Raw genomic sequence first — 13,007 nt, forward strand, 5'->3', positions numbered from 1 at the left:
GCCGTCATCTCAGGGTTGTACGGCTGCGGTGCTATTGACCAGTTTTGGCTGGCGGTACAAGTCCAGCAATACCTGGTCGAGGACTGCCGAGGCGCCCCAGGGCTTGGGGTCGTTGAGGATCGCCGCCACGGCCCAGGTGTTGCCGTTGCTGTCGCGGCTGAAACCGGCGATGGCGCGTACCGTGTTCAAGGTACCGGTCTTGATATGCGCTTCACCCGTCATGGCGGTGCGCTTGAGGCGCTTGCGCATGGTACCGTCCATGCCGACCAGTGGCATCGAGCTGATGAACTCGGCGGCATAGGGGCTCTTCCAGGCCGCTTGCAACAGGGCGGCCATTTCCCGGGTGCTGACCCGTTCGGCACGGGACAGCCCGGAGCCGTTTTCCATGATCAGGTGCGGGGCGGTAATGCCCTTTTTCGCCAGCCACTGGCGCACCACGCGTTGCGCGGCGCGGGCATCGTCGCCGTCGGCATCGGTACGGAACTGCGCACCGAGGCTCAGGAACAGTTGCTGGGCCATGGTGTTGTTACTGTACTTGTTGATGTCGCGGATGATCTCGACCAGATCCGGCGAGAAGGCGCGGGCCAGCAGGCGAGCGCTCTTTGGCACGGCGTCGATGCGGTCACGCCCCTGGATGGTGCCACCCAGTTCGCTCCAGATCGCCCGAACTGCGCCGGCGGCATAGGTCGGGTGGTCGAGCAGCGACAGGTAAGTTTGCGAGTTGCAACCATCACCCAGTTGGCCGCTTACAGTCACGCTGACGCTGCCATCGGCCTGGGTCACCGGGTTGTAGCGCACATCGCCGCTGCACTGCTTGCTGTTTACCGCTTTGACCTGGTTATCGATGCGGATCGTGGCGATCGGCGGTTCGACCGATACCCGGACCTTGCCGCCATCGTTGCGGGCCACGAAGCGCAGGGCCTTGAGGTTGATCAGCAGCGAGTCGGGCTTGACCAGGAAGGGCTTGTTTACGTCGCCACCGTCGTCATTGAAGTGAGGGAGCACGGGCTGCACGAAATGGCTGCGGTCCAGCACCAGGTCGCCGCTGATGGTTTGCACGCCATTGGCACGCAGGTCGCGCATCAACAGCCAGAGCTTTTCCATGTTCAGTTTCGGATCGCCGCCACCCTTGAGATAGAGATTGCCTTGCAAGGTGCCGTTACGCAGCGCGCCATCGCTGTAGAACTCGGTTTTCCACTGGTGGGTCGGGCCGAGCAGCTCAAGAGCGGCGTAGGTGGTGACCAGCTTCATGGTCGAGGCCGGGTTGACCGACACGTCGGCATTGAACACGGTGGGAGTACCTGGGCCGTTCAACGGCAGCATTACCAGCGACAGGGCCGAATCCTGCAGCTTGTTGGTTTTCAGCGCTTGCTGGACCTTCGGTGAAAGGGTGGTGTTGATCGCGGCCGCTTGAGTGGAGAACGCTACTGGCAACAGCAGGCCGGCGAGCAGAAAAGGGCGAAGAGATTTGATCATGTGCAATAAAACCCTGCGAGCGAGGGGAGAATGTCGGAGCGAGAAAAGGTGAAGGCCCCGGTTATAAAAAATATAGCGCGCATTATGCCCCAAGGCGGGGCCCGATGGGGCAGTGCAAAAGGGCGGCTTATCGGCTTTTATTCCGGCAACCTTGCGGCGAAACTGGTAAAGTGCCGCGCGTTAATACTCAAGAGGATTGTTTCATGGCCACTAACCGTTCCCGCCGTCTGCGCAAAAAACTCTGCGTGGATGAATTCCAGGAGCTGGGTTTTGAGCTGAACCTGGAGTTCAAGGAAGATCTGTCCGACGAAGCCGTTGATGCCTTCCTCGATGCTTTCCTCGATGAAGCCATGGATGCCAATGGCCTGGACTATGTTGGCGGCGATGACTTCGGTCTGGTCTGCAAGGCTGCGCGTGGCTCGGTCAGCGAAGAACAGCGCGCTGCTGTTGAAAGCTGGCTCAAAGGTCGCAACGAGCTGACCAAAATTGAAGTCAGCCCGCTGCTGGACGCCTGGTATCCGGAAAAGCCGATCAATCCGGTTGCCTGATGCCTGAAAAAAACGGCGGCCCCAGTGGCCGCCGTTTTTTTTTATCCGGTTTTTGCCGTCGCTGCGCTTGCGACACTGTCGAGCAAGTGTTGTTCAAGCGCCGATTCTACGGCTGTCGTGGCAATCAGTAGCTGTTGCTGAAGCTGTTCAAGCGTAGCTGTGGGCAGTTTTGCTTCGCAGGCGGACTCGAGTTGTTCGCAGGCATTGATCAGCGTGTCTGCCTGGATGATCCGCGCTGCGCCCAGCATGCGGTGTGCCTCGCTCATCAACTGTTCGGCTTGATGACACGGGTCGAGTTCTTCAAGGGTGGTCCGATCCTTGGCAAGGTTGCAGTGCAGTTTCTCCAGCAGTCTCTGCAGGTCGGCAGCACTATCGCCTACCACCGGCCCCAGCGCTTGTAGATCGAACAGAGGCGCAGGCGACTGCCGGGGTGGCAGGGGTTGGGCTTTGGCCAGGCGCATGCCCAGGGCCTTGAGGCTGATGGGTTTGAGCAGGCAATCATCCATGCCCGCCTGCTGGCAGCGCTCACGTACCTCAAGTTGGGCGTTGGCGGTGTAGCCAAGGATCGTGCAACGCGGCAACCCTGCTTGCAGTTCGTTCGCGCGGACGGTCTGGGCAAACTGATAGCCACTCATATGCGGCATATTGCAGTCGACGATCAGTACATCGAAAGGCTCTCTCCGCCACAGATCCAGCCCCTCCCGGCCGTTGTCGGCACTGCGGTGCTGTAGCTCCAGGTAGTTCAATTGCTGGGTCATCAGCAAGAGATTGGCGGGATGATCATCGACGACCAGCACCCTCAGTCCGGAGACCGCGGCGCAAGGCTCGGTATCGGGGGGCGGGGTGTCAGGATCACTGGCCGTACCGGTCAATGGCATGCTGATGTGCGCACGGGTGCCTTCACCGTAGACACTGTGCAGCGTCAGGCTGCCGCCCATGATGTGGCACAGGTCGCGGCTGATTGCCAGGCCCAGGCCCGTACCACTACGTGCCAACTCGCTGTCAGGATCGGCTTGGGCGAATGGCAGGAAGAGGCGGTGTTGATCCTGCTCACGAATACCGATGCCGCTGTCTTGCACGGTCAACTCCAGGCGCGAGGCGCCTGACGCGCTGTCTGTTTCAAGGGCCAGGTCCAGGATGACCTGGCCTTGTTCGGTGAATTTGATGGCGTTACTGACCAGGTTCGACAGGATCTGCTTGAAGCGCAAGGGGTCCAGCAGTACGTTGCAATGGGCGGCGGGTGCGATCTTGAGCAGCAGGCGCACGTTCTTTTGCCGTGCCACGCCATCAAATACCCTGCCGACCGACTCCACCAGGTCGACCAGGTTGACCTGCTCCGGTGCCAGGGTCAGGTGGCCGGCCTCGATACGGGCAATGTCGAGAATGTCGCCGATCAGCGCCAGCAGGTCTTTGGCAGAGTTGTAGGCCACTTCGACGGCCGAGCGATCCAGGTGCCCCTGGCCGGCTTTTTCGAGGGTCAGTTCGAGCATGCCGAGGATGGCATTCATCGGCGTGCGGATTTCATGGCTGATGGTAGCCAGGAAGGTGCTCTTGGCCCGGTTGGCATCATCGGCCTGCTGTTTGGCCAGGCGCAGGTCCTGAACCAGTTGGCGCCGTTCGCTGATATCGATCCAACCCCCTATGATGCCTTGGACTTCACCCAGAGAGTCCCGATACGGCAGGATCCAGTGGTAGATGGTCAGCTCCTTGCCTTTGAGCAGCAAGGGACGATCAACAATCAGCGGGACGCCTTCGTTGATGACTTTCTGGTAGTCACTCTGCATCTGGCCGGCAAAGTTGATGTCGCTCAACACGCCTTCCTCGATGCCTTTGCCCAGTACTTCGTCCAGCTGCAGTTCGACCGCTTCCAGATAACTGTCGTTGCAGCTTTGCAACATCCCTTCGCGATCACGCACATACATGGGGTGTGGCGTACCGTTAAGCAGTGCGCGCATGAATTCAAGCTGATCGCTCAAGGCGCGTTCGACCGCTTTGCGTTGCTGGATCTGTCGGCGCATGCGGGCGTTCCAGGCCAGCGATATGAGCAACAGCAGGCTGGTGCACAGGATGACCTGGAAAATCAGGTTCTGGTATTTGTGCCAATAGGCATCGGTCTCGGTGCGGTAGCCTCGCCAGCGTGAGTTGATCACCCCCAGTTCTTCCGGGGCAATGCTCAGCAGCGCTTTGTCCAGGATCGAGGCCAGCTCCGGCGCGGCGCCTGCGGTGGCCATGGAAAAGGTTGCCGGCTCGGCGCCAACGGTTGCGCGAATGGTCAACCCTCGCTGGGACGCCAGGCTGAAATTGGCTGTGATCAGGGCAGTGACCACTGCGTCGACGTGTCCATTGGTGAGTAGGGAGACGGCGCTGTTGGTACTTTCCGTTTCTACCAGTTGCACACCGGGCGCCTGTTTGTACAGGGTGTCAGCCAGGGAACTGCCGCGAACCAGGGCGACGCGTCGCTCTTTCAGCTGCGCGACCGCACCCGGTTGGTCCGGGCCTTGGCGGGTCAACAGGACATAGGAATTTTCCAGGTACGGGCGGCTGATGGTCAGGTTGCTTGCGTTGGTATTTGGAGCGATGGCGGCGATGACATCGGCCTGGTTGTTGTTCAGGCGCTCGATCATGTCACTGATACCTGAGGCGCGTTGGACTTCGAAGCGCAAGCCGGTGCGCAGGCGGATCAGTTCAAGCAAGTCGGCAGCGATACCTCGAAAGTTGCCATTGCTGTCGAAGAAGGTAACGGGAGCTGCAGTTTCGTTGACCACGACTCGCACCACCGGGTGTTTGCTCAACCAGCGTTCTTCGCACGGCGAGAGCTGAAGCTTGCGATCGGTCAACAGCACATCGCTGCCAACGCTCCAGCGCTTGAAAATGGCTTCGCGGGTATTGCTGGAGACGTTCTCGAGGGTGGCGTTGATCAACTTCAGCAGTTCGTGATTGTTCTGCTGCACGGCAAAACTGAAACCTTCGGGCTCGTGTTTGCCGAAATTGGCCATCTTGACGTTTTGAAGGTGGCCCTGGTTGATCATATAGTGTGTGGAGATGGTGTCGCCTAGAAATACATCGGCCTGGTCGAAGGCCACGGCATTGAGAGCGTTTTGGTAGGAAGGGTAAGCCTGGATCCTGGCTTCGGGGTAGTTGGCCCTTATTTCGTCCAGTGGCAGGTAGTGGTAGACCATGCTCAAGCGCAGATTGGCGAGGCCGGTATCGAGGGGACGGTTTTCGTCTTCTCGGGTGACCAGCACCGGTTGGTCCACGGCATAAGGCCGGGAAAGCACGACGCCGGGCGTGGCAGCTTCAAAGCCGTTGGCACTGCCTAGCAGGTCGATCTTGCCCTGCACCAGGGCGCGTACCGCCTCCTGGCGATCGGCAAAGCGCCGTACACGGATCGGCAGGCCCAGGGTGCTGCTGAGGATACCGGCATAATCGGCGGTCAATCCCTCGTAGTCACGGCCACTGGCGGTCATGTCGAAGGGGGGATAGTCCGGCGCCGAAGTGCCAAGTACCAACGTCTCTTTCTGGTTGATCCATTGCCGTTGTGCAGGGTCCAGGGCGAGGGAAAAAGGAACGGGAGGGGTACGGCTGAGCAAGTTGTACGAACTGGGTTGGGTTTCATCTGCCTGTACCGCCAACCCCATGCACAGGCTGGCCAGAATGCTCCACAGACAGCGTGAGAGTCCGTACCTTCGCATGGCCCGCCTCAAACCAGCGAGTTGCGTTTGGCCATTTCAATGAGTTCCACCAACGAATTGGCCTTGAGTTTTTGCATCAGGCGCTTTTTGTAAGTGCTGACGGTCTTGTTGCTGAGGAACATGCCTTGGGCTATCTCTTTGTTGTTTCTGCCTTGGGCGAAAAGTTGCAGTACCATCAATTCGCGGTCATTGATGTGCTTGAACAGTTCCAGTTCGTGCGGGTCGTTGTCGCCCGGGTGCTGGTTGATTGCCTGGCTAGGGAAATAGTTGTAGCCGGAGAGTACTGCCTTAATTGCACTGAGTAATTCGCTCAGGTCTTCTTGTTTGCACACGTAGCCGGCCGCGCCGGAATGCATGCAGCGAATAGCGAAGAGTGCCGGAGATTGTGCGGTGAGTACCAGGATTTTCAGCGGTACGGCCATGGAGTGGAAGCGCGACAGCACCTCGAGGCCATCCAGCCTCGGGATGCTGATGTCGAGGATGATCAAGTCGGGCAGGCATTCGCGGGCCATCTGCATGGCGTCCACGCCGTTATCCGATTCTCCGATAACGCGATAGCCTTCATTTTCCAAGAGCATTCGTACCGCCAGGCGAATGACCGGGTGATCGTCGACAATGAAAACTGAGTGCATGTTGAACTTTCCAGTTAATGTGCCATGGGTAAGGTTGCACCTTAACGCAGTTATAGGAGAGCGCACATGAAGAGAAGGGTGGGTAGAGCCTGTATGGGAAAAGTCTTACTTAAATAGCGGGCATGGATTACAAGTCTTCTGGGAATACACTATTGTCAATCCGGATATTGGTAACGGGGTATTGCTAAGTACACTCTGTGTTTAAGCGTGTCGGGTGTTTTCCTTTAATTTACTTCAATTGAGTCGCTGGCCAGGTGTTCGGGCACTGTACGCACTCGTACCGCCTGGCCGTTCGCCTGACTCTTTCAGGTCGGGCTTGAGCGCCCCGTCATTTCTCGGGCCATTTCACTGGCATAGCTGTCTGTCATCCCGGCAATGAAGTCGATCATGCGCAAGAACGAAGTGTGTAGCGAGGCGGTAGGGTCTGGCGCATTGTTGCCCAGTAGATCAAGAATGCGCCGGCTCTTGAACGAAGGCGTACGTCCACCGTGTTGTTCGAGCGCTGCTCCACAAAAGGCGTTGAGCAATATCTCGAGGGTGGTGTAGGCACCGATTTCGTGAAGTGTCTTGCGTTTGTCCTGAAAGATCTTTTTGCGTGCCATGTCTTTGGCCTGGAGCACACAGCGCTTGGCCGGGCCATGCATATGTTCCACCAGGTCGCCGTGCAACTGTCCCGACAGCAGGGCGTCTTGTTGCTCGACAAATGCGCGGGCAGCGGCGTTGGTCAGGTGCTCGATGGCTTTACCGCGCAGAATCGCCAATTTGCGTCGACGTGAGTCTTGCGGGCCCAATTGTCGATAGGTTTCGGGCAGGTCGTCACCCACCAGGCTCAATAGCAGCGACTCGACTTCCGGATAATCCAGCAGGTCCATTTCCAGACCGTCTTCCAGGTCGATCAGGGCGTAACAGATATCGTCGGCGGCCTCCATGAGGTACACCAGCGGGTGTCTCGCCCAGCGTTGTTCTTCCAACTGTGGCAAACCGAGTTTACGAGCGATCTGTTCAAGCAGCGGCAGCTCGCTCTGGTAGCAGCCAAACTTGTGCTTTTTGTAGCCCAGCGCGTCTGCGTGGCGAGCGGTCCAGGGGTATTTGAGGTACGTGCCAAGGGTGGCGTAGGTCAGCCGGGTACCGCCATCGAACTGGTGGTATTCCAGTTGGGTGAGTACACGAAACCCCTGGGCATTACCTTCGAAGTTGAGAAAGTCGGCGCGTTCGGCCTCGCTCATTGCATCCAGCCATCCACGGCCTGCGGCCTGCTGGAACCAATGGCGGATAGCGTCTTCGCCAGAGTGGCCGAAGGGCGGGTTACCGATGTCGTGTGCAAGGCAGGCAGATTGCACCACCATGCCCAGGTCGCTCGGCTCGCACCATTGCGGCAGTCGGTCACGCAGGGTTTCACCCACGCGCATGCCCAGGGAGCGGCCGACGCAGCTGACTTCCAGCGAGTGGGTCAGGCGGGTATGGATATGATCGTTGCTCGATACCGGGTGTACCTGAGTCTTGCGTCCCAGGCGACGAAAGGCACCGGAAAAAATGATCCGGTCATGGTCCTTGTGAAAGGGGCTGCGGCCCAGCTCTTCGGGGCTGTGCAGCGTCTTGCCGAGACGTTCGCGGGTGAGCAGGGTTTGCCAATCCAAGGCCTGTACTCCAGATAGATGCAGGCCCCTAGCTTCCCGTGTGGGGCCTGTATCTGCAAGTCCTGCGGTGTGCAGCCTTCAGCGCTTGCTGGCAGCACCCTGCAGGGCCAGCTTGAGTAGCGGGATCAGGCTGGTGCCCAAGCGGATCAGGCGGCTCATGCCACCGCTCCTGGCCCCTTTGCCGGTCAGAAACCCCAGCACCACCACGGCGCCGATTCCCCACAAAGGCGCATGCTTGATGCCCAGCCCGCCCTGTAGGCTGTCGCCCATGGCGCGCAGCCGGGTCAGTGGATTGAGCAGTTGCCCGGATTCATGGCGGATTTCCTGGCGGTGCATCTCCAGGCGCAGTCGCACCAGGGCCTTGCGCAGTTCGCGGCGGTTGGTGGTGTTGGGCAGTTCAGGCAGGCTCATGGCAACAGGCGCTCCCGGTCCTTGGCGAGTTCTTCGAGGGTCGAGCTGAAGGGCGATGATTCATCGTACACAGCAGCCTTCAAGCGCAGTCCGCAGTACAGTGCCGCGACTCCGTAGAACACGCACAGGCCGATGACACCAGCCAGTCGATAGCTGTCCCACAGCAGTACCAGCACCAGGGCCGAGAGCGCGACCAACAGCAGCAGGGCGAACACCAGGGCCAGGCCGGCGAACAGCAGCAGGCTCAGGGTGCGGGCTTTCTGCTCCTGCAGTTCGATGCCGAACAGCTCAACGTGGCCATGCAGCAAGCCAAGCACTGCTGCACCCAAACGCTTGCTGGATGCCCCGGTGGTACCGGACGATTCGCTTTCCATAGCCCTGACCTCAACGACGGCTGGCGAGCAGGCCGATCAGAAAGCCGACCCCTGCGGCGATGCCGATGGATTGCCAGGGGTTGCTCTGGACATAGTCCTCGGTCGCCGTCAGGGCCGCCTCTCCGCGCTCACGTACCGAGTCCTGGGTCTGTTGCAGGGTTTCCCTGGCGCGCAGCAGGCTCTCATGGATCTGGCCGCGCAATTCGTCAGCCTGGTCACCGGCCAGGGTGGCGGTGTGCTCCAGCAACTTTTCGGTGTCGCGAACCAAGGCCTGGAAGTCAGCCATCAATATGTCTTGAGCAGTCTTTGCCGATTTGCTGGCCATGGGGCTCTCCCTAACGGTGTGTGTGGCTACTTCGAGTAATGGGGGCTTGCGAAGGTTCAGTTCAAAACGCTGGTACAGCTTTTGCTGTGGGTTGGTGCGCCGGGTCCGGTGCCTGCGCCGAATCCGGGCGCACCGAGGTAAACGGACCTTTAAACCTTAAACCAATCCACGACAAACCCAAGGAAAAACTCCACTTATCAGCAGGATCGGCCAAGGAGGTGGCTTTTATGTGATCCAGGCTGGTGCATAAAGGGGTTTTCCCGCGCTGTCTTGGTGCTCTTTTGAGAGGCCTGCCGACTTTATGGATAACCTGCAAAGTGCAGTGGACACGCTCGTTCACGGCTCCAACACTCTGTTCATCCTTCTGGGTGCCGTCATGGTCCTGGCCATGCACGCCGGGTTTGCCTTTCTTGAAGTGGGCACCGTGCGGCACAAGAACCAGGTCAATGCCCTGTGCAAGATTCTCAGCGATTTCGCGGTTTCGACCCTGGCGTACTTTTTTGTGGGCTACTGGATTTCCTACGGTGTCAGTTTCCTGCAACCGGCGGCTGTGTTGGGCAGTGAGCACGGCTACAGCCTGGTGAAATTCTTTTTCCTGCTGACCTTCGCCGCCGCGATTCCGGCGATCATCTCCGGTGGTATCGCCGAACGGGCACGCTTTGCGCCGCAATTGTGCGCCACGGTGTTGCTTGTCGCGTTCGTCTATCCGTTTTTCGAGGGTATCGTCTGGAACGGCAATTTTGGGGTGCAAGGCTGGCTGCAGGCGCAGTTCGGTGCTGGCTTCCACGATTTCGCAGGCTCCGTGGTGGTGCATGCCATGGGCGGTTGGCTGGCGTTGGCAGCAGTGCTGTTGCTCGGTCCGCGCAATGGTCGCTACCGGGACGGCAAGTTGGTGGCCTTCGCCCCTTCGAATATTCCGTTTCTGGCCCTGGGGTCGTGGATCTTGATTGTCGGCTGGTTCGGCTTCAACGTCATGAGTGCCCAGACGCTACAAGGGGTCAGTGGCCTGGTCGCGGTCAACTCCTTGATGGCCATGGTGGGGGGCACCGTCGCCGCCTTGCTGGTGGGGCGCAATGACCCGGGCTTTCTGCATAACGGACCGTTGGCCGGATTGGTCGCGGTGTGTGCCGGGTCCGACCTGATGCACCCGGTCGGTGCCCTGGCCACCGGCGCGATAGCCGGCGGGCTGTTTGTGCGGTGCTTTATTGCGGCGCAGAACACATGGGAGATCGACGATGTGCTGGGCGTCTGGCCGCTGCACGGCGTGTGCGGTGTATGGGGGGGTATCGCCTGCGGGATCTTTGGCCAGACTGCGCTGGGTGGCCTGGGGGGCGTCAGCCTGATAAGCCAGTTGATCGGCAGCCTCGCCGGGGTGATGGTGGCGCTGCTCGGTGGCTTTGCCGTCTATGGTGCGATCAAGACGGTGCATGGCCTGCGCCTGAGCCAGGAGCAGGAGTACTACGGCGCCGACCTGTCGATTCACAAGATCGGCGCCACCAACCACGAGTGATCCGCCTCAGCGCCCCGCGACCAGGCGTGCCTCGCACGCTTCAAGCGCCGACAGCGGGCCGCTGAGCAACACCGCATCGCCGGCATGCAAGCAGGTGCCGGCGTTCACTGCCACTTCTTCACCGTTGCGCTGCACTGCCTGCAACTCGACTCCCAGTTGCTCAAGGTCCAGTTCGGTCAGCGCCCGTCCGCAGGCATAGGCATCGGCCCCCAGGTTCACGGCATGCATCATGGCCTTGGGTTGACCTTCGCTGTCCACCGGGCTGGTCTGGGCGCCGTGGTAAAAGGCCTGGAGCATGCGATAGCGGGTCTGGCGCACCTCGTCGATACGCTGCTGGACATGTTCCATTGGCAGGCCGAGCATGACCAGTGCGTGCGAGGCCAGCATCAGGCTCGATTCGAGCAGCTCTGGCACCACGGCGGTCGCCCCGGCGGCACGCAACTCTTCGCGCTGGCTGTCGTCGCGTGTGCGGACCAGGATCTGCACCTGCGGATGACGCTCTCGCGCCGCCTTGAGCACGCTCATGGCGATATCGGTCTTGTCGACGGCGATCACCAGCAAGCGTGCGCGCTCCAGGCCGATGGCACTGAGCAGTTCGCCCCGGCGAGAATCGCCGTAATGCACGCTGCTTTCGCCGGCCGCCGCTTCCTGGACGCGCACAGGGTCGTCGTCCAGGGCGATGAACGGGATATTTTCCCGGCGCAGGAAGCGACCGATCGACTGGCCCACACGACCGTAACCGCAGATCAGTACGTGGCCACTCATCGAGGCGCTCTGGGCCTCGATTTCTTCCAGGTGGACTTCCTGGTTCGGTTTTCGGTGCAAACGGGCAGCAATGCCAGGTGCGGCGCGCAGCATCAGGGGAGTCACTACCATCGAGCAGAATGTGGCCGCCAGCAACAAGTTGCCGATGGCCTCGGGCAACAACTGGGTTTGCTGCATCTGCGCCATCAGGGCGAAACAGAACTCACCACCCTGGGCCAGGGCCAGGCCGCTGCGCCAGGCGGTCTCTGCATCGCTGCCGCGGATCCGCACCAGTGCGGCCACCACGACACCTTTGATCAGCAGCAGACCGAGCGTCAGTCCGAGGATTTCCAGGCCATGGGTGGCGAACAACTGCAGGTCGATCAGCATACCGATACTGACGAAGAACAAGCCCAGCAAGATGTCGCGGAACGGGCGGATATCCGCTTCGATCTGATGGCGATAGTTGCTCTCGCCCAACAACATGCCGGCCAGGAACGCGCCCAGTGCAGGAGACAGGCCCAGCAGGTGGGTCAACCAGGCCGTCAGCAGCACGATGACCAGTGCCAGCAGCACGAACAACTCCGCCGAATGGGAGCTGGCGACCTCATGGAACAGACGTGGCAGCAGCCAGCGACTGGCCAGTAGCAGGCCGATGAACAGCACCACGGTCTTTGCCAGGGTCAGCGGCAGCGCCCAGTACCAGGCCTGACCGCCGTCGCCGGCAAACACCGGCACCAGCGTCAGCAGCAGGACGGCAACCACATCCTGGAACAGCAACACGCCAATGGCGTTCTGGCCATGGCTGCTGAAAATCTCGCCGAGGCTGGTCAATTCCTTGCTGACGATGGCGGTGGACGACAACGCAAGCCCGGCACCCAGCAGCAGTGCAGCATTTGCTGGCATGCCCAGCAAGGCCAGCAGGCCAGCCAGCAGCACCGCCGAACAGACTACCTGCAGGCTGCCCAGGCCAAACACGACGTTGCGCAGGGCGAGCATTTTCGACAGGGAGAACTCAAGGCCCAGGGAAAACAGCAGGAACACCACGCCCATTTCCGCGAGGTCCGGCAGCTCTTCGCTTTCGTTGACCCAGTTCAGGGCGGTAGGGCCGACAAACAGGCCGACGCACAGGTAACCCAATACCGGCGGCAATTTCAGTCGTCTGAAGAAGGCAATGACGACCAGTGACGAGGCCAGGATGATTAACAGGTTGGCGAACACAAAACACTCCATGTAGGAAAGCGGCAAAAAACCAGTAAGTCTGAACAATAGTCGCTGTTCGAGGGCTGACCTGGATCAGGGGACTGGAAGTCATTCATGGTCTTGGCCTCCTGCTCGACGGTCACGGGCAGCGGACCTAGAATAATGAATCTTTGTAACTCTTGCCGGTACCTGTAGATGCCTCCTGAATGCCAATTGTTCGGTACCCTCGGTTGCCACCTGTGTGAAGTGGCCGAAGCCGTGTTGATGCCTTTTGTCGAGCACGGCCTGCTGGTCGAGCTGGTCGACATTGCCGATGACGAGTCTCAGGTCGAACGCTACGGTCTGAGGATTCCGGTGTTGCGTCGCTGCGACACCGGGGCCGAGTTGAACTGGCCGTTCGACGCCGAGCAGGTGGTGGCCTTCTTGCGGTGAAGTAGCCGCACGTGGGGAGCGTT

11 protein-coding genes are annotated in these 13,007 nt (G+C 60.1%); 3 read left to right on the forward strand and 8 right to left on the reverse strand.

The window, feature by feature from the left end:
* Positions 1-9 precede the first annotated feature (9 nt).
* The gene (gene dacB / locus ABVN19_RS04315; protein ID WP_028945881.1) at positions 10-1,476 is read right to left on the reverse strand and encodes a D-alanyl-D-alanine carboxypeptidase/D-alanyl-D-alanine-endopeptidase; all 1,467 of its coding nucleotides are present in this window, start codon (positions 1,474-1,476) and stop codon (positions 10-12) included.
* 203 nt (positions 1,477-1,679) lie between these two features.
* On the opposite strand from dacB, the gene ABVN19_RS04320 reads away from it, so the two are divergent.
* Complete coding sequence (locus tag ABVN19_RS04320; protein ID WP_028945882.1) at positions 1,680-2,024, forward strand: YggL family protein; 345 nt, start codon at positions 1,680-1,682, stop codon at positions 2,022-2,024.
* A 41-nt stretch (positions 2,025-2,065) separates the two neighbouring features.
* On the opposite strand, the gene ABVN19_RS04325 is transcribed toward ABVN19_RS04320, so the two are convergent.
* The 6 genes from ABVN19_RS04325 to ABVN19_RS04350 all read right to left on the reverse strand — a co-directional run bounded on the left by ABVN19_RS04325 (position 2,066) and on the right by ABVN19_RS04350 (position 9,095).
* A complete protein-coding gene (locus tag ABVN19_RS04325; protein ID WP_028945883.1) occupies positions 2,066-5,716 on the reverse strand; it encodes a transporter substrate-binding domain-containing protein in 3,651 nt (1,216 codons plus the stop codon).
* Positions 5,717-5,724: 8 nt separating this feature from the next.
* A complete protein-coding gene (locus ABVN19_RS04330; RefSeq protein WP_028945884.1) occupies positions 5,725-6,348 on the reverse strand; it encodes a response regulator transcription factor in 624 nt (207 codons plus the stop codon).
* A 305-nt stretch (positions 6,349-6,653) separates the two neighbouring features.
* Entirely contained in the window at positions 6,654-7,985 is a 1,332-nt protein-coding gene (locus tag ABVN19_RS04335; RefSeq protein ID WP_028945885.1) for a deoxyguanosinetriphosphate triphosphohydrolase, read from the reverse strand.
* 78 nt (positions 7,986-8,063) lie between these two features.
* Positions 8,064-8,396 carry a hypothetical protein gene (locus ABVN19_RS04340; protein ID WP_028945886.1) on the reverse strand — a complete coding sequence of 111 codons (333 nt, stop codon included), beginning with the start codon at positions 8,394-8,396 and terminating at the stop codon, positions 8,064-8,066.
* Complete coding sequence (locus ABVN19_RS04345) at positions 8,393-8,770, reverse strand: phage holin family protein (RefSeq protein WP_028945887.1); 378 nt, start codon at positions 8,768-8,770, stop codon at positions 8,393-8,395. Before ABVN19_RS04345 ends, ABVN19_RS04340 begins: the two co-directional genes overlap by 4 nt.
* Positions 8,771-8,780: 10 nt before the next feature.
* A complete protein-coding gene (locus ABVN19_RS04350; RefSeq protein WP_028945888.1) occupies positions 8,781-9,095 on the reverse strand; it encodes a YqjD family protein in 315 nt (104 codons plus the stop codon).
* A gap of 301 nt (positions 9,096-9,396) precedes the next feature.
* Here ABVN19_RS04350 and ABVN19_RS04355 point away from each other — a divergent pair, with 301 nt between their 5' ends.
* Positions 9,397-10,605, forward strand: a complete 1,209-nt coding sequence (locus tag ABVN19_RS04355; protein ID WP_028945889.1) for an ammonium transporter — start codon at positions 9,397-9,399, stop codon at positions 10,603-10,605.
* Between the two features lie 6 nt (positions 10,606-10,611).
* Here ABVN19_RS04355 and ABVN19_RS04360 read toward each other — a convergent pair whose 3' ends face one another.
* Entirely contained in the window at positions 10,612-12,570 is a 1,959-nt protein-coding gene (locus tag ABVN19_RS04360; protein WP_028945890.1) for a monovalent cation:proton antiporter family protein, read from the reverse strand.
* Positions 12,571-12,747: 177 nt separating this feature from the next.
* Here ABVN19_RS04360 and ABVN19_RS04365 point away from each other — a divergent pair, with 177 nt between their 5' ends.
* Positions 12,748-12,984, forward strand: a complete 237-nt coding sequence (locus tag ABVN19_RS04365) for a glutaredoxin family protein (RefSeq protein WP_028945891.1) — start codon at positions 12,748-12,750, stop codon at positions 12,982-12,984.
* The last annotated feature ends 23 nt before the right edge of the window (positions 12,985-13,007 follow it).

This window comes from Pseudomonas vranovensis (assembly GCF_040438935.1).
Classification (GTDB): domain Bacteria; phylum Pseudomonadota; class Gammaproteobacteria; order Pseudomonadales; family Pseudomonadaceae; genus Aquipseudomonas; species Aquipseudomonas vranovensis.

Bases quoted from the DNA above. Each gene is read 5' to 3' on its own strand.
- ABVN19_RS04365 (WP_028945891.1), top strand. From the start codon at position 12,748: ATGCCTCCTGAATGCCAATTGTTCGGTACCCTCGGTTGCCACCTGTGT.
- ABVN19_RS04340 (WP_028945886.1), bottom strand. From the start codon at position 8,396: ATGAGCCTGCCTGAACTGCCCAACACCACCAACCGCCGCGAACTGCGC.
- ABVN19_RS04325 (WP_028945883.1), bottom strand. From the start codon at position 5,716: ATGCGAAGGTACGGACTCTCACGCTGTCTGTGGAGCATTCTGGCCAGC.
- ABVN19_RS04350 (WP_028945888.1), bottom strand. From the start codon at position 9,095: ATGGCCAGCAAATCGGCAAAGACTGCTCAAGACATATTGATGGCTGAC.
- ABVN19_RS04355 (WP_028945889.1), top strand. From the start codon at position 9,397: ATGGATAACCTGCAAAGTGCAGTGGACACGCTCGTTCACGGCTCCAAC.
- ABVN19_RS04345 (WP_028945887.1), bottom strand. From the start codon at position 8,770: ATGGAAAGCGAATCGTCCGGTACCACCGGGGCATCCAGCAAGCGTTTG.
- dacB (WP_028945881.1), bottom strand. From the start codon at position 1,476: ATGATCAAATCTCTTCGCCCTTTTCTGCTCGCCGGCCTGCTGTTGCCA.
- ABVN19_RS04320 (WP_028945882.1), top strand. From the start codon at position 1,680: ATGGCCACTAACCGTTCCCGCCGTCTGCGCAAAAAACTCTGCGTGGAT.
- ABVN19_RS04330 (WP_028945884.1), bottom strand. From the start codon at position 6,348: ATGCACTCAGTTTTCATTGTCGACGATCACCCGGTCATTCGCCTGGCG.